We start from the raw sequence: 21,729 nt of genomic DNA, 5'->3' as shown, positions 1-21,729 counted from the left end.
GATCACGCGCCGCTAACGGCTCTCGCTCTGATACGAAACAATCGTCTTTTCCAGCGCGGCCCACGTGAGGCGCACGGCATCCGGCGAATGCAGGAAACGTGCGTCGTGATGCAGGCCGAGCGTGAAGCTGTACAACTCGAAGAGCATCAGGTCCGGATCGGTATCCGCACGCAGATGGCCTTCTTCCTTCGCCTGCGAAATGGCCCGCAGCATCGCGGCACGCCAGGCCGTCACGCTCGCGATCAACTGCTCGCGCACGGGGCTGTCAGGCCGGTCGTCGTACTCGACGGCCCCGCTGATGTAGATGCATCCGGTCGTCACCTCCTGGATGCGCTTCTCCGTCCAGCGGGCCAGCATCGCCCGAAGGCGCGGCAAGCCTCGCGGTTCGCGCAGGCTCGGAAAGAACACCTCGTTTTCGAAACGATGGTGATACTCGCGGACGACCTCGACCTGCAGGTCCTCGCGCGATCCGAAGTGCGCGAACACGCCGCTCTTGCTCATCTGCATGCGCTCGGCCAGCAGGCCGATCGTCAGCCCCTCCAGCCCGTCACGGCTGGCGAGGTCCAAAGCAGCTTCAAGTATCGCGGCACGCGTCTGTTCGCCTTTTCGCATAGCTATTTCTGTAACCGTTCGGGGGTTCGAATAAAATCGAACGGCCGTACTATTATTGAGTGCGGCCGCTCGCGAAACAAGGAAATTATTAGAAACCGGTGTCTAACCGAGCCGCTATTTTGCGCGATTCCGGCGGGACCGGAGCGGCTTTTCCGCACGAACGTGCGGACAGATTTTTGAAGCGAACGCTTAGTCTGCGTCAGTCGTAACCACCGACCGTCAGCGCCTTCATCACGACACGATACGCCGTATAGGCGAGCCAGTTCAGCATGCGCTCGATGCGCGGGCGCGCGGCGAATCGGGCGGGGTCGATTTCCCGGCCGTCGGCAAACGCGGCCGCGATCGCGTCGCGCAGTTCGTTCGTGACAGCATCGTAGCGCACCAGCACGACATTCGCCTCATTGTTCAACATCAGGCTCAGCGCGTCCAGATTCGACGAACCGACCGTCGCCCAGTTGTCGTCGATCACGGCCACCTTGCCGTGCAGCATCGTCTTGTCGTACTCGGCCACGCGCACGCCCGCGCGCAGCAGCGCGTGATACAGGAACGGCACGGCCGTATCGAGTGCCGCGAATTCCTTGCGGCCGATCAGGATCCGCACGTCGACGCCGCGCCGCGCGGCGCCCGCCAGCGCACGGCGCAGCTTGCGCCCCGGCATGAAGTAAGGATTGGCCAGCAGGATCCGCTGGCGTGCCTGGCCGATCGCCGCGAGATACGCCTTCTCGATCGCGCGACGGTTCACGACGTTGTCGCGCGCGACGAACGCGACGCTCGGCTCCGTCACGACCCGCAGCGCGCCGGCCTTGATCCAGCGATGGCTGCGCATCCAGCGCCGGAACATGTCGGGGAACGCTTCCCCGCCATGCAGCCCGGCTGCATATTGCGCATACGGCTTGTGGCCGAACATGATCCGGTGCCACTGCAATTCGAACGCGGCGCGCACGTCCGACACTGCGGGCCCCGCCATCTCGACCGCGAAATCCCAGCGCGGAAACGGCAGCGTCGTGCCGCCCTGCGCGTAGTCGTCGACGATATTGATGCCGCCGCAGAATGCAACCGCGTGATCGATCACCGCGAGCTTGCGATGCGTGCGCGAGAAGCCGAAGCGGCCGAACAGGAAACGGTTGTAGATGCAGTGCTCGACGCCGGCCACCACCCACGTGTCGAACAGCGGCAGGCGCGCGGTGCCGATGCCGTCGGTGATCACGCGCACGCGCACGCCGCGCTGCGCCGCGCGGATCAGCGCGTCCGACACCGGCCGGCCGGCCGCGTCGTCGCAGAAGATGTAGGTTTCGAGCATCACCTGCTCGCGGGCGGCATCGATCCGCTCGATCAGCGCCCGGAAGAATGCGCCGCCGCCCTCGCACAGCCGCACGGTGTTGCCCGACGTAAAGGCGAGCCGCGACGCGGAACCGCGTTCCTGCAGGAACATCTGCCGCAATTGCGCGAAGCGCTTGCGGGCTTCCGCCGTCATGCGGACGAGCCGTGCGGCGCGCGCGAGAGTGCCACGCGCGCGGGCAATTGCAGGATCGCCTCGGCATTCGACGGCGAGAAGCAGCGCGCGGCCGCCTCGCGGAACGGCAGCCACGCATGGTCGACGTGCTCGCGCGGCGACAGCGTCACGTCGACGCGATGCGGCACGCACAGGCCGAACCAGTGTTCGGTGTTGCGCGTGACGCCCGGTGCATAGCGGTGCAGGTATTGCGGATAGATCGTGTACTCGATCCGGTGGCGCCAGTCGACGAGCGCGCTGGCCGGCACATCCGCGGTGCCGATCGCGATGCCGGTTTCCTCGGCCACTTCGCGCGCGGCGGTGACCGCGAGCGGCTCGTCGAGCGCGTCCTTCGAGCCGGTCACCGATTGCCAGAAATCGGGCTGGTCGGCACGCTTGATCACGAGCACATCGAGGTCGGGCGTGTAGATCACAACAAGAACGGATTCGGGGATTTTCGGCGGCTTCGTCATCTTTGTTTCATGCAGCACGGGGCCGCGCGCCGGGCACAGGCTCGGAACGGGCGGCAAGTGCTGCGACTGTACCGCAAAAAACGAAAAAGGCGCATCGCTGCGCCTTTTTCATGAGCGTCGTGTGCGCGCGAACGCACACACGATGGGATGCGAAGCGCGTTACGCCTTCGGCTGTTCCGGCTGACGCAGGCGGATGTGCAGTTCGCGCAGCTGACGCTCGTCGACCGGGCTCGGTGCCTGCGTGAGCAGATCCTGCGCACGTTGCGTCTTCGGGAACGCGATCACGTCGCGGATCGAATCGGCGCCGGCCATCATCGTGACGATGCGGTCGAGACCGAACGCGATACCGCCGTGCGGCGGCGCGCCGTACTGCAGTGCATCCAGCAGGAAGCCGAACTTGAGTTGAGCCTCTTCCGCGCCGATCTTCAGCGCGCGGAACACCTTGCTCTGCACTTCCTCCTGATAGATACGCACCGAGCCGCCACCGATTTCCCAGCCGTTCAGCACCATGTCGTAGGCCTTCGCGAGGCAGCGGCCCGGGTCGGTCTCGAGGTACTCGAGGTGCTCGTCCTTCGGGCTCGTGAACGGGTGATGCGCAGCGACGTAGCGCGCATCTTCGTCGTCGTATTCGAACATCGGGAAGTCGACGACCCACAGCGGCTTCCAGCCGGCCTGGACCAGACCGTTCGCCTTGCCGAATTCCGAATGGCCGATCTTCAGGCGCAGCGCGCCGAGGCTGTCGTTGACGACCTTCGCGCGGTCGGCCGCGAAGAAGATGATGTCGCCGTCTTCAGCGCCGGTGCGCTCGAGGATCGCCGCGATCGACGCGTCGTGCAGGTTCTTGACGATCGGGCTCTGCAGGCCGTCACGGCCCTTCGCCTTCTCGTTGACCTTGATCCATGCGAGGCCCTTCGCGCCGTAGATGCGCACGAATTCGGTGTAGCCGTCGATGTCGCCGCGCGACAGCTCGCCGCCCTTCGGCACGCGCAGCGCCGCGACACGGCCGTCCTTCGCGTTGGCCGGCGTGCTGAACACCTTGAAGTCGACGTCCTTCATCGCGTCGGTCAGCTCGGTGAATTCGAGCTGCACGCGCAGGTCCGGCTTGTCCGAACCGAAACGCGCCATCGCTTCCGAGTACGGCATCACCGGGAATTTCGCGTCGAGTTCGACGTCGATCGTCGTCTTGAAGATGTGACGGATCATGTCTTCGAACAGGTCACGGATTTCCTGCTCGCCGAGGAACGACGTTTCGCAGTCGATCTGCGTGAATTCCGGCTGACGGTCAGCACGGAGGTCTTCGTCGCGGAAGCACTTGGTGATCTGGTAGTAACGGTCGAAGTTCGCGACCATCAGCAGCTGCTTGAACAGCTGCGGCGACTGCGGCAGCGCGAAGAACTGGCCCGCGTTCACGCGCGACGGCACGAGGTAGTCGCGTGCGCCTTCCGGCGTGCTCTTCGTCAGCATCGGCGTTTCGATGTCGATGAAGCCCTGCTCGTCGAGGTACTTGCGCGCTTCGATCGCGACGCGGTAGCGCAGGCGCAGGTTGTGCTGCATCTGCGGGCGGCGCAGGTCGAGCACGCGGTGCGTGAGGCGCGTCGTTTCCGACAGGTTGTCGTCGTCGAGCTGGAACGGCGGCGTGACCGACGCGTTCAGCACGTTCAGTTCGTGACACAGCACTTCGATCTTGCCGCTCTTCAGGCCGGCGTTGACCGTACCGTCCGGACGGTTGCGCACGAGGCCCTTGATCTGCACGCAGAACTCGTTGCGCACGCCTTCGGCGGTCGCGAACATTTCCGCGCGATCCGGGTCGCACACCACCTGCACGAGGCCTTCACGATCGCGCAGGTCGATGAAGATCACACCGCCGTGATCGCGGCGGCGCTGCACCCAGCCGCACAGCGACACGGTTTGGCCCAGCAGGTGTTCGGTCACGAGACCGCAGTATTCAGTACGCATCGACATGATGTTTGCTTTCGTTCGGTTTGATCAACGGGTGCCGCAACGCGCGGCCCGGGCGATGATTCTTTACTTACAGCGGCGGCTCGACGGGGCGGCGCGCAGGCGCCGGAACCGGCGCCGGGGGCGCCACCACGCCCATCGAGACGATGTACTTGAGCGCGGCATCGACCGACATGTCGAGTTCGATGACTTCGCTCTTCGGCAGCATCAGGAAGAAGCCCGACGTCGGGTTCGGCGTCGTCGGAATATAGACGCTCACGTATTCTTCCGTCAGATGATTGAGCACGTCGCCGCCCGGCGTGCCGGTCAGAAACGCGATCGTATACGAGCCGCGGCGCGGGTATTCGATCAGCAGCGCCTTGCGGAACGCATTGCCGCTGCTCGACAGCAGCGTGTCCGACACCTGCTTGACGCTCGTGTAGATCGGCCCGACGACCGGGATGTGACGCACCACGGCGTTCCACCCCGTGACGAGCTTCTGGCCGATGAAGTTCTGCGTAGCCAGCCCGACGACGAAGATGAACGCGAGCGTCAGCACCGCGCCGATCCCCGGCAAGTGGAAGCCGAGCATCCGCTCGGGCTGCCACGATTCGGGCAGCAGCAGCAGTGTCTGGTCCATCGTGCCGATGATGAGACCGAGCACCCACAGCGTGATCGCGAGCGGGACGAGAACCAGCAGGCCGGTCAGAAACACCGATTTCAGGGTCGTCTTTTTCATCATCTGCCGTCAATGAACCGCGCCGGCGGCGCGGGTTGGTCGCAGCCCGGCCGGGCCGCGACGGTCAACTGCTGGCGGCGGGCGCGGCTGCCGGGGCAGGCGCAGCGCTCGTCGTCGTGCTTTCGGAACTGCTCGATGCCGCCGGCGCGGCCGCGGCGGGCGCGGCTTCCGCCGGTGCGGCCGGCGCTGCGTCGCCCGACGCCGTCGCCGGCGCGCTGGTGCCGCCCGAACCGCCGCGGAAATCGGTGACATACCAACCCGAACCCTTCAGCTGGAAGCCCGCCGCAGTGACCTGCTTGCGAAATGCATCCTTCCCGCATTCCGGACACTGCGACAGCGGCGCATCGCTCATCTTCTGGAGCACGTCCTTCGCGAAGCCACACGCTTCGCATCGATAGGCGTAGATCGGCATGATATTTTTCCCGCGGAAACTGGAAACGGCTTGCAAAACCTTGAATTATAGCTGAAACCCCGCCGCGCTCCGGCAATGGCCGCGACACCCGCGCATCAGCGGCGGCGCCACGTCAGCCAGCGCTCGTGACCTTCGAACACGGGCAGCGAATCGGTCACGGGCAAATCCTCGATCAGTTCGAAGTGCGGCGTGAGCAGCGCATCGAGTTCGGCACGCTCGATTCCGAACGGCGGCCCCTTCGGTTTCGCCATCAGGAAGAAATAACCCGCCAGCAATCCGTCCACGGGCAGCAGCTCGGCCATGCGTGCCGCGTAGCCGGCGCGCATGGCCGGCGGCAGCGCGCACAGGAACGCGCGCTCGTACACCCACTGCACGTCGAACGGCGGCCGGTACGAAAAGAAATCGGCCTGCTCGACGACTTCCGCGTGCGCACCGAGCTGCGCTTTCGCAACTGCCACTGCCTGCGCGGAGAAATCGATCGCACGCACGGGCCAGCCGGCCTGCGCGAGCCACCCGGCCTCCTGCGCACTGCCGCAGCCTGGAATCAGAACCGCGCACGGATCGAGCCGGTGCGCGAACACGCGAAACCCGTCGGGCACGCCACCGAATTCCCACGGCGTCACGCCACGCGCGAAACGTTCGTCCCAGAACGATGCGTTGCCGGGATCGCGCGTCGTGAAATCGGCGGCTGCCGGTGTGGCCGGTTGCTTCGGATCGGACATCGCCCTGCTCCTTTCGGTCATGTGCCGTACGCGAGCGCGAGCAGCACGCGCGCGACGAGCGCCCCGACGCCGACGGCGAGACCGAAGATCAGCAACGCCTGCAGCAGCCGGTTCGTCCGCTTCTGCTCGACGAGAATCTGGCGCATCAGGTCCTCGCTCGCCGCGCGCGGCGCGTCGTGGCGCGCCGCCATCGCATGATGGATCAGGCGCGGCAGTTGCGGCAGCGTCTTGCTCCATTGCGGCGCTTCGACCTTGAAACGCTCGTACCAGCCGCGCAGGCCGATCTGCTCGGTCATCCAGCGCTCGAGGTACGGCTTCGCGGTCTTCCACAGGTCGAGCTCGGGGTCGAGCGAGCGGCCGAGCCCCTCGACGTTCAGCATCGTCTTCTGCAGCAGCACGAGCTGCGGCTGGATCTCGACGTTGAAGCGGCGCGACGTCGAGAACAGGCGCATCAGCACCTGACCGAGCGAGATGTCCTTCAGCGCGCGATCGAAATACGGCTCGCACACCGCTCGGATCGCGCTTTCGAGCTCCTCGACGCGCGTCTCGGGCGGCACCCAGCCCGATTCGAGATGGAGCGTCGCGACGCGGTGGTAGTCGCGCTTGAAGAACGCCAGGAAGTTCTGCGCGAGGTAGTTCTTGTCGAAATCGGACAGCGCGCCGACGATCCCGAAATCGAGCGCGACGTAGCGGCCGAAGGTGTTCGGATCGAGGCTCACCTGGATGTTGCCCGGGTGCATGTCCGCATGGAAGAAGCCGTCGCGGAACACCTGCGTGAAGAAGATCTCGACGCCTTCGCGCGCAAGCTTCTTGATGTCGACACCGGCCGAACGCAGCGTCTCGACCTGGCTGATCGGCACGCCGGTCATGCGCTCCATCACGAGCACCTGCGACGTCGAGAAATCCCAGAACATCTCGGGCACGAGCAGCAGGTCGAGGCCCGCGAAGTTGCGGCGCAGCTGGCTGCCGTTGGCGGCCTCGCGCATCAGGTCGAGTTCGTCGTGCAGGTACTTGTCGAACTCGGCAACGACCTCGCGCGGCTTCAGGCGCCGGCCGTCGGCCCACATGCGCTCGGTCCAGATCGCGATGTCGCGCATCAGCGCGAGGTCGGAATCGATCACGGACAGCATGTTCGGGCGCAGCACCTTGACGGCGACGGCCTTGCCCGCGTGCTGGCCCTGCTTGAGCTTCGCGAAATGCACCTGCGCGATCGACGCGCTCGCGACCGGTTCGCGCTCGAATTCGTCGAACAGCTCGTCGACCGGCGCACCGAGCGACTTCTCGATGATCCCGATCGCGACCGCCGAATCGAACGGCGGCACCTGATCCTGCAGCTTCGCGAGTTCGTTCGCGAAATCGACCGACAGCAGGTCGCGGCGCGTCGACAGCACCTGGCCGAACTTGACGAAGATCGGGCCGAGGCTTTCGAGCGCATGGCGCAGCCGCACCGCCGGCGGATCGGAATAACGGCGACCGATCGTCGTGATCCGCAGCAGCAGCTTCACGCGCCGGTCGTCGATCCGGGACAGCATCACTTCGTCGAGACCAAAGCGGATGACGGTGTAGACAATCTTGATGAAACGGAAAATGCGCATGCCCTGCGGCCCTCAGTGCGCGCCGCGCGGGCCGGAACCCGTGCGCGCGCCGATTTTTTGTTCGAGTCGCTCGACCCGCTTTTCGACCCGCGCGAGCGCATCGCGTGCGCGCGCCAGTTCGGCGTCGAAGCCGCCGAGCGACGCGCGCCGGACGACTTGCGGGTTCTCGTCGAGCCAGTATTCGGCAACGGAATCGAGCACGTTGCGGCCGGTACGTCGCGCGCGCGCACCGGCGTCGCGCACGACCGTCGCGATCCGGTATGCCGCCGCGTCGCCGACCAGCTTCGCGAGATCTTCTTCAGGTTCCCAGCGCAGGTGCTCGGCCAGCTTCGCGATCTGTGTCGCGAACTCCGCATCGCCCTCGATCTTCACGTGCTTCATCACGGCCGCCTGGCCGCCCTGCAGGAACGCGGCGACCGTGTCGCCCGCGAGCGCGATCGACACGTCGACCTGTTGCGCATCGTGCGCGTCGACGGCCGACAGATAGCCGTCGGGCTGCACCAGCAGCGTGAGCGTAACGGGAGGCACGTCGATCCGGGCAGTCTTGCCCGCATACGGAATCAGGCGGTCGCGCGCCCACGATTCGCGGGCGAGCAGGTGATTGACAGCAGCAGCAAAAGGCTTGGCGGCAAAGGTCATCGGGCTGGGAAAGAAAAAACCCGCGCAGGCCGGGCGCCCACGCGGGTTTCTATTGTAACGTCGGATCGTCGGCAGGCCGTGCCTGACCGCACACCCGGGCGGCAAGCGGTCGCAGTGCGGCGGCCGTTGCCCGGGTGTCCGGCGGCGTGGCCGCCGGACACGCTCAGTGCGTGTTGATCTGCTGGATGCCCGCGAGCAGCCAGCCCTGACTGCCCGACTTCGACAGGTTCCACACCTCGTCGAACGGCGCGGCCGACGCATTCGCCGATTCGCGGATCAGCCCGTGGAAACGCACGCTCGCCGACTGCTCGATGCCGCGATCCTCGATCGCGACCAGTTCCGCGTCGAGCTGCACGACGTCGGTCTGGTTCGACTCGTTGCCGCGCGAATCGAGGTCGATCTTGATCTCGGCGAACATTTCGGGCGTCGTGAACTCGCGGATGTCGGCCAGGTTGCCCTGGTCCCACGCAGCCTGCAGGCGCACGAAATAAACCTTCGAGCTGCGCAGGAACGCTTCGGTGTCGAAGCCGGCCGGCACCTGGAGCGGTGCTGCCGCCGCCGCTGCCGCACCTGCGCCCGCGGCACCGCCGCCGAACACGCCTTGCGCTTCGTTCGCGTAGCTGCTGCCGCTACCCGCATAGTTGCTGCCGGTGCCGCCCTGCTGGAACGACGGGCTCTGCGAGTAGCCGCCCGACGACGACGCCGAGCCGCCGACCGAGTATGCCGGCTCCTGCGGACGACGGCGGTTCATGAACTTGCGGATCAGCCAGATGCCGACCATCGCGAGCAGCGCGATCACGATGACGTTCGCCATCATGCTCGCGAATGCGCCGCCCAGGCCGAAGTGCGACAGCAGCGCCGCGATGCCGAGACCGGCCGCGAGGCCGGCGATCGGCCCGAGCCAGCGCGAGCGGTTGGGCTGCGCGGCCGGCGCGGGCGCGGCCGGGTTCGCACGCTGCGCCTGCGACGGCGCGGCCTGCTGCATCGGCTGCTGCGCAGGCGGCGTGGCCTGACGCTGCGTGACGGTGGAATTCTGGCGGCCGATGCTGCGCCCGCCGCCCATGCGCTTGGCTTCAGCGTCGAGCGATGCGAACGTGCCGGCCGTGAGCAGGCCGACCATCAGCAGTGTGCCGACTCGTCGAGCCCACGGCTTCGACGGCTTGCTACGGTTGAACAACGAACGCGTTTCGGACATCAGCTTCTCCAGATGTAAGACAAATGTATGGGAAGAGCCCCTTAGTACTTGGCTCCCATGTGTAAAGCTACCACGCCACCTGACAAATTGTAATATTTGACGGCATCGAGGCCCGCTTGTTCCATCATCGTCTTCAGCGTGTCCTGATCGGGGTGCATCCGGATAGATTCAGCAAGATACCGGTAACTTTCAGCATCTTTCGCGAACTTGTCGCCAAGCCACGGTAATACTTTGAAAGAATACAGATCGTACGCCTTTTTCAGCGGATCCCAGACTTTCGAGAATTCCAGCACCATCACGCGGCCGCCCGGCTTCGTCACGCGACGCATCTCCGCCAGCGCGGCATCCTTGTGCGTCATGTTGCGCAGCCCGAACGCGACCGTGACCAGATCGAAGTAGTTGTCCGGAAAGGGGATTTTCTCCGCGTCGCACAGCAGCGACGGCGTCACGATGCCCTTGTCGAGCAGCCGGTCGCGACCGACGCGCAGCATCGATTCGTTGATGTCCGTGTGCCAGACCTCGCCCGTCGGCCCGGCTGCCTTCGCGAACGCCTTGGTCAGGTCGCCGGTGCCGGCCGCGATGTCGAGCACCTTGAAGCCGGGACGCACGTTCGCCTGCGCGATCGTGAACGCCTTCCACGCGCGGTGCATGCCCGCCGACATCAGGTCGTTCATCAGATCGTAGTTGCTCGCGACCGAATGGAACACACCCGCCACTTTCTTCGCTTTTTCGTTTTCCTCGACGCTTTCGAAGCCGAAGTGGGTTTTGCTCATCGCGTTGATCCTCAGTAAATGGCAAGACGGCGCCGAGCGGGCGCCGTCGAATTTCAGTGGCAGTGGCCGTGCGACGCGGAGGCCGCCTGCATCGGGGCGTCGCGCTCGACGCCCGCCGCCTTCAGTTTGTCGAAATAGTCGCGCCACAGCGCGTCCTGCTGCGTGGCCAGCTCGTACAGCAGGTCCCACGAGTAGATGCCGGTCGAATGGCCGTCGGAAAACGTCGGCTGCAGCGCGTAGTTGCCAACGCCCTCGAGCGCGGTGATCGTCACCTCGCGCTTGCCGGTCTGCAGCGTCTCCTGGCCGGGCCCGTGGCCGCGCACCTCGGCCGACGGCGAATACACGCGCATCAGCTCGAACGGAATCCGGTAGCTTTCACCGTTCGGGTACTGCAATTCGAGCACGCGCGATACCGCGTGCACGACGACGCCGGACGGAATCGGCGTCGTGGAAGTCAAACCGCTCATGGCTGCCTCGAATCGGTCATGCGTTGAATTTCCTCGCGCACCGCATTGTGCAGCAGCGAGGCCTGCGCCGCGCGCGTGCGCAGCAGCGCCTCGGACACGCTGCGCTGGCGCGGCGCCCAGACGGGCTGCGGGAAGTGGGCGTCGTTGGAAAAGCGCGGGATCACGTGCCAGTGCACGTGCGGCACCATGTTGCCGAGGCTCGCGAGATTCACCTTGTTCGGCTGCATCACGCGGCGCACGGCCCGCTCGACCGCGTAGACCACGCGCATCAGGTGGGCCCGCTCGGGCTCGCCGAGATCGGAGAATTCCGCTACGTGCGTGCCCCAGATCACCCGGCAGAAGCCCGGATACTCGTGCTCGCCCGTCGCGAGGACGACGCGCAGCGCATCGTCCTGCCAGAGCACCTCGCCGCCGTCTTCACGGCAAAACACGCATTCCATCGTCGCTCCCATGTGGACGGGCGCCGGCATTGCCGCGCCGGCGCCCGCTCATCCCCAGCCCGGTCGGGCGGTCGTCATGCCCGCATTAGACCAGCACGCGCTCGATCCCGCCATTGTTCGCGCGTGCGACATAATCAGCCATCCAGTTCTCGCCGAGCACCTGGCGCGCGATTTCGACCACGATGTAGTCGGCTTCGAGGTTCGCATCCTCGCCGTAGCGCGACAGGCCCTGCAGGCACGACGGGCAGCTCGTCAGGATCTTCACGTCCGGGCCGTTCGCGGCCGCGGCGGCCGGCGCCGACGCAGCGCCGGCCACCACGGGAATCGCACGCAGCTTCGCGGCGCCCTTGCGGATCTCCTCTTCCTTGCGGAAACGCACCTGCGTGGAGATATCCGGCCGCGTGACCGCCAGCGTGCCCGACTCACCGCAGCAGCGGTCGTTCTTCTCGATCTTGTAGCCGTCCTTCTCCGCGCCCATCAGCTCGTTGACGAGCTTCACCGGATCCATCGTCTTGATCGGCGTATGGCACGGGTCGTGATACATGTAGCGCGTGCCCGTCACGCCGTCGAGCTTCATCCCCTTCTCGAGCAGGAACTCGTGGATGTCGATGATCCGGCAGCCCGGGAAGATCTTGTCGAATTCATAGCCGGCGAGCTGGTCGTAGCAGGTGCCGCACGACACGACCACCGTCTTGATATCGAGGTAGTTCAGCGTGTTCGCGACCCGGTGGAACAGCACGCGGTTGTCGGTGACGATCTTCTCGGCCTTGTCGTACTGGCCCGAGCCGCGCTGCGGATAGCCGCAGCACAGGTAGCCCGGCGGCAGCACGGTCTGCACGCCCGCCTCCCACAGCATCGCCTGCGTCGCGAGGCCGACTTGCGAGAACAAACGCTCGGAGCCGCAGCCCGGGAAGTAGAACACCGCTTCCGAATCGACGGTCGTCGACTTCGGGTTGCGGATGATCGGCACGATCTTGTTGTCCTCGATGTCGAGCAGCGCGCGTGCCGTCTTCTTCGGCAGGTTGCCCGGCATCTTCTTGTTGACGAAGTGGATCACCTGCTCGACGACGGGCGGCTTGCCCACCGTCGCCGGCGGGTGCTGCGTCTGCTTCTTCACGACGTTCTTCAGCATGTCGTTCGCGAAGCGCTGCACCTTGTAGCCGACGCCCATCATCACGCTGCGCGCGGCGTTGATCGTCTGCGGGTTGGTCGCGTTCAGGAAGAACATGCCCGCCGCATTGCCGGCGTTGAATTTCTTCTTGCCCATCTTGCGCAACAGGTTGCGCATGTTCATCGTGACGTCGCCGAAATCGATCTTCACCGGGCACGGCGTCGCGCACTTGTGGCATACCGTGCAGTGGTCGGCCACGTCGTTGAACTCGTCCCAGTGCTTGATCGACACGCCGCGGCGCGTCTGTTCCTCATACAGGAACGCCTCGACCAGCAGCGACGTCGCGAGGATCTTGTTACGCGGGCTGTACAGCAGGTTTGCGCGCGGCACGTGCGTCGCGCACACCGGCTTGCACTTGCCGCAGCGCAGGCAGTCCTTCACCGAATCGGCGATCGCGCCGATGTCGGACTGCTTCATGATCAGCGACTCGTACCCCATCAGCCCGAAGCTCGGTGTATAGGCGTTGCGCAGATCGGCGCCTTCGAGCAGCTTGCCCTTGTTGAAACGGCCGTTCGGGTCGACGCGCTGCTTGTACGCGCGGAATTCGGCGATCTCGTCGTCGGTCAGGAACTCGAGCTTCGTGATGCCGATGCCGTGCTCGCCGGAAATCACGCCGTCGAGCGAACGCGCGAGCGTCATGATGCGCGCGACCGCCGCGTGGGCGTCCTGCAGCATCTCGTAGTTGTCGGAGTTGACCGGCAGGTTGGTGTGGACGTTGCCGTCGCCCGCGTGCATGTGCAGCGCGACGAACACGCGGCCGCGCAGCACCTGCTTGTGGATCGCCTGCGCTTCGTCGAGGATCTGCTTGAACGCGCCGCCGTTGAAGATCGCGCGCAGCTCCGCGCGGATCTCCTGCTTCCACGAGATGCGCACCGTGCGGTCCTGCGTGACGTGGAACACGGTCGCGCCCGGCTGCTCGTCCGCGCGGTCCGCGAACTTCTCGGCCAGCGCCTCGTAACCGAGTTGCACGAGGTAGTGCTGCGCCTCGCGCAGCGGCTGGTCGAGGCGGTCGCGCACGAACTCCCAGCGCGCGCGCACGCGCTTGAGCAGCTCCAGTGCCTGCTGGACGCGATCCTCGAGCAGTTCGGCGCTCGGGATCTCGTTCGCGTCGTCGGTCTTGCCGAGCGGCAGGTTGCCGCCGCGGAAAAACGCTTCCAGCGCGTCGACCAGTTGCAGCTTGTTCTTCAGCGACAGCTCGATGTTGATCCGCTCGATGCCGTCGGTGTACTCGCCCATCCGGTTCAACGGGATGACGACGTCTTCGTTGATCTTGAACGCGTTCGTGTGCTTCGCGATCGCGGCCGTGCGGCTGCGGTCGAGCCAGAAGCGCTTGCGCGCCTCCGCACTGATCGCGACGAAGCCTTCGCCGCTCTTGCCGTTCGCCATCCGGATCACTTCGGACGTCGCGTGCGCGACCGCGTCGGCGTCATCGCCGACGATGTCGCCGATCAGCACCATCTTGGGAAATGCGTTGCGCTTGCTCTTGGTCGCGTAGCCGACCGCGCGCAGGTAGCGCTCGTCGAGGTGCTCGAGGCCCGCGAGGATCGCGCCGCCCTGCTTCGACGTCTCGAACAGGTAGTCCTTGATCTCGACGATGCTCGGGATCGCCTCGCGCGCCTGGCCGAAGAATTCCAGGCAGACGGTGCGGGTGTGCGCGGGCATCTTGTGCAGCACCCAGCGCGCGGACGTGATGAGCCCGTCGCAGCCTTCCTTCTGCACGCCCGGCAGGCCGGCCAGGAACTTGTCGGTCACGTCCTTGCCGAGGCCTTCCTTGCGGAACCGGCGGCCCTCGATCTCGAGCATCTCGCTCTTCAGCAGCTTCTCGCCCGGCGCATATGCGCCGTCGAACCACTTCAGCTCGAAACGCGCGACCGCGATGTCGTGGATCTTGCCCTGGTTGTGCTCGTGGCGCGTGACTTCGAGCCAGTTGCCGTCCGGGTCGACCATCCGCCACCAGGCCAGGTTGTCGAGCGCGGTGCCCCACAGCACGGCCTTCTTGCCGCCCGCGTTCATCGCGACGTTGCCGCCGATGCACGATGCGTCGAGCGAGGTCGGATCGACCGCGAACACGTAGCCGGCCGCTTCCGCGGCTTCCGTCACGCGGCGCGTGACGACGCCCGCGCCGGAGAAGATCGTCGGCACCTTGTGCGCGACGCCCGGCAGCTCGGTCAGCTCGACCGCGCCGAGCTGCTCGAGCTTCTCGGTGTTGATCACCGCGGAGAACGGCGTGAGCGGCACCGCGCCGCCCGTGTAGCCGGTGCCGCCGCCGCGCGGGATCACGGTCAGGCCGAGCTCGAAGCAGGCCTTGATGAGGCCGGCGATCTCGGCTTCGGTATCGGGGGTGAGCACGACGAACGGGTATTCGACCCGCCAGTCGGTCGCGTCGGTCACGTGCGACACGCGCGACAGTCCGTCGAAACGGATGTTGTCCTTCTGCGTGCAGCGGCCGAGCGCCTTGGTCGCGCGGCGGCGCAGGTCGGCCATCTTCTCGAATTCGTCGGCGAACTCGTTGACCGCGCGCTGCGCGGCGGTTTCGAGCATCTCGACGCGCGATGCGCGTTCGCGGCCCGCGTCGTCGCGGTGCTCGGTGAGATCCGCGCTGCGGCGCTTGCCGATTTCGGTCAGCCGGTGGTTCAGCGCCTCGATCAGCAGCGCGCGGCGCTTCGGGTTGTCGAGCAGGTCGTCCTGCAGGTACGGGTTGCGGCGCACGACCCAGATGTCGCCGAGCACTTCATACAGCATCCGTGCCGAGCGGCCCGTACGGCGCTCGGCGCGCAGCTCGTCGAGCACCGACCACGCCTCTTCGCCGAGCAGGCGGATCACGATCTCGCGATCCGAGAAGGACGTGTAGTTGTAGGGAATCTCGCGCAACCGGGGCGCGGGGTCGGCGGCGACGGCGGCTGCCGCGCCATGCGGATCGAAAACTTGTGGTGCGTTCATGTTCGGACGACTCGGAGGGCCGATACACCGTGCACGGGCGTCGGCAAGCGCGTGGGCGCAATCTTGGGGAAATCTGTTCTGTTACCAGGCGCGCGGCTGTCCTTCATGGGGCCGGAGCGGGCGGAGATTCGCCCCTCCTGGCCGGCGACAGGGCCTGGCGGCACTCGATCATCAGCACGATCGCGCGCGGCGCGCATGCCGTTCCGCCGCGGGGCTGGCTGCGCGCGGCGTCGGCTTCAACGGTGCGATCCGAGGGTGCCTCTGCATCTTCCGAATCCTTGATTCAAAACGGAATTCTAACCCATGATCGGGCCACGCGTGACACGTCGGACAGGTCGTGGGGCTATCGCCGCGAGCCGCGCCAGGCCTGGCTCGGCGCGATTTCACGCGACCATTCGCCGTCCGTCCGGTCGGTAACCATGCGGTTAAGCCGGTAAAAGAGGCCGCGCAACGTCGCCGATGCACCGTCCGCACGGCCCCGCGAGCGTGCGCCCGGCATGCCGCTTGCGTACAGGCGGACCCTTGGCGCTATCATTGATCCTTTACCGTCTGCTACCGCACTGCACGCGAGCGCCCATGGCATCCCACGATTACCTGAAGAAAATCCTCACCGCGCGCGTCTACGACGTCGCGATCGAGACGGAACTCGAATCCGCCCGCAACCTGTCCGCCCGGCTGCGCAACGCCGTCTACCTCAAGCGCGAGGACAACCAGCCGGTGTTCTCGTTCAAGCTGCGCGGCGCGTACAACAAGATGGCGCACATTCCGGCGGACGCGCTCGCGCGCGGCGTGATTACGGCATCGGCCGGCAACCACGCGCAGGGTGTCGCGTTCTCGGCGGCCCGGATGGGCGTCAAGGCCGTGATCGTCGTGCCCGTCACGACGCCGCAGGTGAAGGTCGATGCGGTGCGCGCGCACGGCGGCCCGAGCGTCGAGGTGATCCAGGCCGGGGAGTCGTACAGCGACGCATACGCATACGCGGTCAAGGTGCAAGAGGAGCGCGGCCTCACGTTCGTCCATCCGTTCGACGATCCGTACGTGATCGCCGGCCAGGGCACGATCGCGATGGAGATCCTGCGCCAGCACCAGGGCCCGATCCACGCGATCTTCGTGCCGATCGGCGGCGGCGGGCTCGCGTCCGGCGTCGCGGCCTACGTGAAGGCGGTGCGACCGGAGATCAAGGTGATCGGCGTGCAGGCCGAGGATTCGTGCGCGATGGCGCAGTCGCTCGACGCGGGCAAGCGCGTCGAGCTGAGCGAGGTCGGCCTGTTCGCGGACGGTACCGCCGTGAAGCTGGTCGGCGAGGAAACCTTCCGGCTCTGCAGCGAATACCTCGACGGCGTCCTGACGGTGAACACCGACGCGCTGTGCGCGGCGATCAAGGACGTCTTCCAGGACACGCGCAGCGTGCTCGAGCCGTCCGGCGCGCTCGCGGTCGCGGGCGCGAAGCTCTACGCGGAACGCGAAGGCATCGAGAACCAGACGCTCGTCGCGGTCACGTCCGGCGCGAACATGAACTTCGACCGGATGCGCTTCGTCGCCGAGCGCGCGGAAGTGGGTGAGGCGCGCGAAGCCGTGTTCGCGGTCACGATCCCCGAGGAACGCGGCAGCTTCAAGCGGTTCTGCTCGCTCGTCGGCGATCGCAACGTCACCGAGTTCAACTACCGGATCGCCGATGCGCAGGCCGCGCACATCTTCGTCGGCGTGCAGATCAAGCGCCGCGGCGAATCGGCCGAGATCGCCGCGAACTTCGAATCGCACGGCTTCAAGTCCGTCGACCTGACGCACGACGAGCTGTCGAAGGAACACATCCGCTACATGGTCGGCGGCCGTTCGCCGCTCGCGCTCGACGAGCGCCTGTTCCGCTTCGAGTTCCCGGAACGGCCGGGCGCGCTGATGAAGTTCCTGTCGTCGATGGCGCCGGACTGGAACATCAGCCTGTTCCATTACCGCAACCAGGGCGCGGACTACAGCTCGATCCTCGTCGGGCTGCAGGTGCCGCAGGCCGATCGCGCCGAATTCGAACGCTTCCTCGCGGCACTCGGCTATCCGTATGTCGAGGAGAGCGCCAATCCGGCTTACCGCCTCTTCCTGTCGTAAAGGCGTCACGCATGAATCCCGAACATTCCCCGCTCGGCAAGGCCACCGTCTACGCGGCCCAGTACGACGCGTCGCTGCTGTTCCCGATCCCGCGCGCCGGCGCGCGCGAGCAGCTCGGCATCGCGTCGGCGCTGCCGTTCTTCGGCACCGACATCTGGAACGCATACGAGCTGTCCTGGCTCAACGCGCGCGGCAAGCCGCAGATTGCGGTTGCGACCTTCTACGTGCCGGCCGAATCGCCGAACATCGTCGAATCGAAGTCGTTCAAGCTGTATCTCGGCTCGTTCGCGCAGACGAAATTCGACTCGATCGACGCGGTGCGCGACACGCTGAAGCGCGACGTGTCGGCCGCGTGCGGGGCGAGCGTCGCCGTGCAGCTCGTGTCGCCGCACGATTTCGGCAAGCTCGAAATGGACGAACTCGACGGGCTGTCGCTCGACCGGCTCGACCTCGACACCGACGTGTACGAACCCGATCCGTCGCTGCTGTCGGCGGCCGTCGACGAAGCGCCGGTCGAGGAGACGCTCGTGTCCGACCTGCTGCGCTCGAACTGCCCGGTCACCGGCCAGCCCGACTGGGGCAGCGTGCAGATTCACTACGTCGGGCCGCAGATCGACCACGCGGGCCTGCTGCGCTACATCATCTCGTTCCGCAACCATACGGGCTTTCACGAGCAGTGCGTCGAGCGGATCTTCCTCGACATCCTGCACGCGTGCAAACCGGTGAAGCTCGCGGTGTATGCGCGCTATACGCGCCGCGGCGGGCTCGACATCAACCCGTTCCGCACGAACTACAACCAGCCGATGCCGGACAACGCGCGCAACGCGCGGCAGTGACGGCGGCGGGTGGCCGCCGCAGCTTGCCTTTTGCCGCCGGCGACGCGCGGCCGCCACCCCAAATACAACAGCCCGACCGGAATCAACCGGCCGGGCTGTTTTTCATTGCGCGGGAAGCACGTGAATGCGCCGGGCCCGTTCTGGAGCGGCTCGCCGTTGCGGCGTTACTTCGCCGGTGCCTTGTACGCGATGCAGTCGACCTCGACCTTGCAGTCGATGACCATGCTCGACTGCACGCACGCGCGTGCCGGCGGATGCTCGCCGAAGTACGACACGAACACCTTGTTGAACGACGCGAAATCGCGTGCGTCGTCGAGCCACACGCCGCAGCGCACGACGTGCTCGAGGCCGTAGCCGGCTTCCTTCAGGATCGCGATCACGTTCTCGATCGTCTGCTTCGACTGCGTGACGATCCCGCCTTCGACGACCTCGCCGTTCACCATCGGCGTCTGGCCCGACACGTACAGCCAGCCGTCGGCCTCGACCGCGCGTGCGAACGGCATCACCTGGCCGCCCGTCCCCTTCGCTTCGCCTACGCCATATCGCTTCATCGTTTCACTCCTTGTTTGTCGACCGCCTCGACGCTTCAGCGCCGGCGCCGGTCCCATGCAACGCACGGTTGCGGATGCGCGCACCGACGACGGCGCGCGCGGCAGATCGGAACGACAACCGCGTTCAGAACGCGGCGTCGGCACTCGCCGGCACACGCTCGCCGCGTGCGACGAAGCCGCCGGCGCGCTCGCCGGTCGGCTGGCCGTTTTCGCAGGTCAGCACGCCGTTCACCCACACGGCGTCGATTCCGTGCGCGGGCTGCTGCGGCTTCTCGAACGTCGCGGCGTCGATCACGCGCGCCGGATCGAACAGCACGAGGTCGGCGTGGTAGCCCACATGCACCTCGCCGCGCCGCGCGATGCCGTAGCGGCGCGCGGACAGCGACGTCATCTTGCGGATCGCCTCCTCGAGCGGCAGCAGGTTCGTGTCGCGCACGTAGTGGCCGAGTACGCGCGGAAACGCGCCCCACAGCCGCGGGTGCGGCAGCGGATCGTTCGGCAGGCCGTCGGAGCCCACCATCGTCGCCGGGTGCGACAGGATCCGGCGCACGTCCTCCTCGGACATGTTGTGGTACACGGCGCCCGCCGGGCGGATGCGCTGCGCGGCTTCCTGCTCGGTCACGCCCCAGTCGGCCGCGATCGCCTTCAGCAGCTTGCCCGCCACTTCCGGGTGCGGCTCCGACCAGGTGATCGTGATGTCGATGTCGCCCGTCACCTGCTTCAGGTCGAGCGTCGACGAGCTGCGGCTGTACGGATAGCAGTCGCAGCCGACCGGCTGGTAGCGGCGCGCGCCTTCGAGCGACGCGAGCACTTCGGTGCTGCGCCCCCAGTTCGACGGGCCCGCGCACTTCAGGTGCGAGATCACGACCGGCACGCGCGCATGGCGGCCGACCTGGTACGCCTCTTCCATCGCGTCGAGAATCGCGTCGAATTCAGTGCGCATGTGCGTCGTGTACAACGCGCCGGCGTTCGCGAGCGGCTCGGCGAGCGCCATCACCTCTTCGGTCGGCGCCGCGAACGCGGAGCCGTACGCGAGGCCCGACGACAGGCCGAGCGCGCCGTTCGCGAGCGCCTCCTCGAGCTGCGCGCGCATCCCGGCGATCTCGCCGTCGGTCGCCGCGCGGTCGAGGCGGTCCATCTGGTTGTTGCGCAGCGCCGTATGGCCGACGAGCGCCGCGACGTTCACGGCCGGACGCGCGTCGTTCACGGCCGCGACGTAGTCGGCGAAGGTCGGGTACTGGAACGCGCCGCGCTCGCCGAGCAGGTTCATCGGATCGGGCGGATCGCCCGCGAGCGTCACCGGCGACGCGCTGATCCCGCAGTTGCCGACGATCACGGTCGTCACGCCCTGCGAGATCTTCGGCACCATCTGCGGCGCGCGGATCACGTGCGTGTCGTCGTGCGTGTGCACGTCGACGAAGCCCGGCGCGAGCGCACGGCCGTTCGCATCGACGACGGTCTCGGCGAGCCAGTTCGACAGGTTGCCGATCGCCGCGATCACGCCGTTGCGGATCGCGACGTCGCGCGTGACGGGCGGCGCGCCGGTACCGTCGTAAAGCTGCGCGCCGACGATCAGCGTATCGGCGGCTTCGGGATGCGAATGCATGGTCAGTCTCCTACCGGTTGACGGTCTCCGCCGCCGCGGTGCGCATCGAGCGCGTGCTTGATGCGACGCAGCGATTCCCGGCCCGCATCGCCGAGCCGCAACGCGACTCCGGTGACGAGCACGTCGATCGCCATCATCATCGCGTAGCGCGATGTCGACGGCTTGTAAATGAAATCGGTTTCGAACGCTACGACCGGGATCAGGTGGTCGGCCAGCTTCGCGAGCGGCGAGGCCGGCGCGGTGATCGCGATCAGCTTCGCGCCGTAGCGCTTCGCGAGCCGGCAGCTCTCGAGCAGCTCGGGCACGCGCCCGCTCACCGACAGCGCGACGACGACGGTGTCGCGCGACAGCGTCGCGGCCACCATCCGCTGCAGCAGGCTGTCCTGGTAGCTCGCGACCGGCCGGCCGAAGCGCACGAGCCGGAAACGCAGCTCGTCGGCGAGCGCGGTCGAGCCGCCGCCCTGCCCGTACACATAGGTCATCTTCGCGCCGGCGAGCAGGTCGGCCGCTTCCTCGAACGACGTATTGCGCAGCAACTGGTGGTTGTGCGCGAGCGCCACGCGGATCTCGTCGTAGACCATCGACGCGGGGCTCGTATCGTCGGCCGGCGCGTCGTCGGACGGCACGAGAAAGCGCTGGCCGACGGCCGCCGCCTGCGCGACCAGCACCTTCAGTTCGCGCACGTCGCGGCAGCCGACGGCCTTCGCGAAACGCGTGACCGTCGCGACGCTGACCTCCGCGTCGCGCGCGAGCGCGCCGATGCTCGCATGTGCGGCGCGCGCCAGATCGGCGAGGATGAACGCGGCGACCTTGCGCTCGGCTTCGCGCAGCTCGGGCGCGCATTCGGCGATCCGCGCGACGATGTCGAGGACCGGCGGGGCGGCCGATGCCGGATAGGGCTCGGCCGCGTGCGGAGCGGACGGATTGGCGGGCGTATTCATCTGCGGAAAAGGGTGCGAAGCTCGATGTTACTAAATAACATCACCGCGCAGATGCTACTTTCTGTACCATCTGCGTGTCAACTTCAG

The 21,729-nt window shown here is 66.6% G+C and carries 19 protein-coding genes; 2 read left to right on the top strand and 17 right to left on the bottom strand.

Annotation, left to right across the window (positions count from 1 at the left end; genetic code table 11):
- Positions 1-12: 12 nt before the first annotated feature.
- The 14 genes from E9536_RS26800 to E9536_RS26735 form a co-directional block, all read right to left on the bottom strand.
- Positions 13-612, bottom strand: a complete 600-nt coding sequence (locus E9536_RS26800; protein ID WP_006751498.1) for a TetR/AcrR family transcriptional regulator — start codon at positions 610-612, stop codon at positions 13-15.
- Positions 613-811: 199 nt separating this feature from the next.
- A complete protein-coding gene (gene clsB, locus E9536_RS26795) occupies positions 812-2,086 on the bottom strand; it encodes a cardiolipin synthase ClsB (protein ID WP_124839944.1) in 1,275 nt (424 codons plus the stop codon).
- On the bottom strand, positions 2,083-2,577 hold the full coding sequence (nudB, locus tag E9536_RS26790; protein ID WP_021158417.1) for a dihydroneopterin triphosphate diphosphatase: 495 nt from the start codon (positions 2,575-2,577) through the stop codon (positions 2,083-2,085). The genes clsB and nudB overlap by 4 nt, the downstream gene beginning before the upstream one ends.
- 159 nt (positions 2,578-2,736) lie before the next feature.
- Positions 2,737-4,539 (bottom strand): aspartate--tRNA ligase, encoded by a 1,803-nt coding sequence (aspS, locus tag E9536_RS26785; RefSeq protein ID WP_021158416.1) that lies wholly within the window; start codon positions 4,537-4,539, stop codon positions 2,737-2,739.
- 67 nt (positions 4,540-4,606) lie between these two features.
- Complete coding sequence (locus tag E9536_RS26780; protein WP_060194457.1) at positions 4,607-5,257, bottom strand: DUF502 domain-containing protein; 651 nt, start codon at positions 5,255-5,257, stop codon at positions 4,607-4,609.
- Between the two features lie 61 nt (positions 5,258-5,318).
- On the bottom strand, positions 5,319-5,666 hold the full coding sequence (locus tag E9536_RS26775; protein WP_027789154.1) for an FmdB family zinc ribbon protein: 348 nt from the start codon (positions 5,664-5,666) through the stop codon (positions 5,319-5,321).
- A gap of 95 nt (positions 5,667-5,761) precedes the next feature.
- Positions 5,762-6,388: a methyltransferase domain-containing protein gene (locus E9536_RS26770; protein WP_136471220.1), complete on the bottom strand. Its 627-nt coding sequence runs from the start codon at positions 6,386-6,388 to the stop codon at positions 5,762-5,764.
- 17 nt (positions 6,389-6,405) lie between these two features.
- Positions 6,406-7,983 carry a ubiquinone biosynthesis regulatory protein kinase UbiB gene (ubiB, locus tag E9536_RS26765; RefSeq protein WP_027789152.1) on the bottom strand — a complete coding sequence of 526 codons (1,578 nt, stop codon included), beginning with the start codon at positions 7,981-7,983 and terminating at the stop codon, positions 6,406-6,408.
- Positions 7,984-7,995: 12 nt separating this feature from the next.
- Positions 7,996-8,622, bottom strand: coding sequence for an SCP2 sterol-binding domain-containing protein (locus E9536_RS26760; RefSeq protein WP_006487883.1), 627 nt, complete (start codon positions 8,620-8,622; stop codon positions 7,996-7,998).
- A gap of 163 nt (positions 8,623-8,785) precedes the next feature.
- A complete protein-coding gene (locus E9536_RS26755; RefSeq protein WP_027789151.1) occupies positions 8,786-9,817 on the bottom strand; it encodes a TIM44-like domain-containing protein in 1,032 nt (343 codons plus the stop codon).
- A gap of 41 nt (positions 9,818-9,858) precedes the next feature.
- Positions 9,859-10,590 (bottom strand): bifunctional demethylmenaquinone methyltransferase/2-methoxy-6-polyprenyl-1,4-benzoquinol methylase UbiE, encoded by a 732-nt coding sequence (gene ubiE, locus E9536_RS26750; RefSeq protein WP_027789150.1) that lies wholly within the window; start codon positions 10,588-10,590, stop codon positions 9,859-9,861.
- Between the two features lie 53 nt (positions 10,591-10,643).
- Positions 10,644-11,057 (bottom strand): DUF971 domain-containing protein, encoded by a 414-nt coding sequence (locus E9536_RS26745; protein ID WP_021161323.1) that lies wholly within the window; start codon positions 11,055-11,057, stop codon positions 10,644-10,646.
- Positions 11,054-11,497: an HIT family protein gene (locus E9536_RS26740; protein WP_021161324.1), complete on the bottom strand. Its 444-nt coding sequence runs from the start codon at positions 11,495-11,497 to the stop codon at positions 11,054-11,056. The genes E9536_RS26745 and E9536_RS26740 overlap by 4 nt, the downstream gene beginning before the upstream one ends.
- Before the next feature lie 85 nt (positions 11,498-11,582).
- On the bottom strand, positions 11,583-15,608 hold the full coding sequence (locus tag E9536_RS26735; protein WP_136471218.1) for a DUF3683 domain-containing protein: 4,026 nt from the start codon (positions 15,606-15,608) through the stop codon (positions 11,583-11,585).
- 576 nt (positions 15,609-16,184) lie between these two features.
- Here E9536_RS26735 and ilvA point away from each other — a divergent pair.
- Entirely contained in the window at positions 16,185-17,708 is a 1,524-nt protein-coding gene (gene ilvA / locus E9536_RS26725; protein WP_027789147.1) for a threonine ammonia-lyase, biosynthetic, read from the top strand.
- Positions 17,709-17,719: 11 nt separating this feature from the next.
- Entirely contained in the window at positions 17,720-18,544 is an 825-nt protein-coding gene (queF, locus tag E9536_RS26720; RefSeq protein WP_027789146.1) for an NADPH-dependent 7-cyano-7-deazaguanine reductase QueF, read from the top strand.
- Between the two features lie 164 nt (positions 18,545-18,708).
- On the opposite strand, the gene E9536_RS26715 is transcribed toward queF, so the two are convergent.
- The 3 genes from E9536_RS26715 to E9536_RS26705 all read right to left on the bottom strand — a co-directional run bounded on the left by E9536_RS26715 (position 18,709) and on the right by E9536_RS26705 (position 21,642).
- A complete protein-coding gene (locus tag E9536_RS26715; RefSeq protein WP_006751946.1) occupies positions 18,709-19,095 on the bottom strand; it encodes a Rid family hydrolase in 387 nt (128 codons plus the stop codon).
- Between the two features lie 124 nt (positions 19,096-19,219).
- On the bottom strand, positions 19,220-20,701 hold the full coding sequence (locus tag E9536_RS26710) for a D-aminoacylase (RefSeq protein WP_136471216.1): 1,482 nt from the start codon (positions 20,699-20,701) through the stop codon (positions 19,220-19,222).
- A gap of 2 nt (positions 20,702-20,703) precedes the next feature.
- The gene (locus E9536_RS26705) at positions 20,704-21,642 is read right to left on the bottom strand and encodes a MurR/RpiR family transcriptional regulator (RefSeq protein WP_027789143.1); all 939 of its coding nucleotides are present in this window, start codon (positions 21,640-21,642) and stop codon (positions 20,704-20,706) included.
- Positions 21,643-21,729: the final 87 nt, after the last annotated feature.

Origin of the sequence: Burkholderia sp. LS-044 (assembly GCF_004803625.1) — a bacterium.
Classification (GTDB): Bacteria; Pseudomonadota; Gammaproteobacteria; order Burkholderiales; family Burkholderiaceae; genus Burkholderia; species Burkholderia cepacia.
This window is presented reverse-complemented; position numbering and strand designations above follow the sequence as displayed.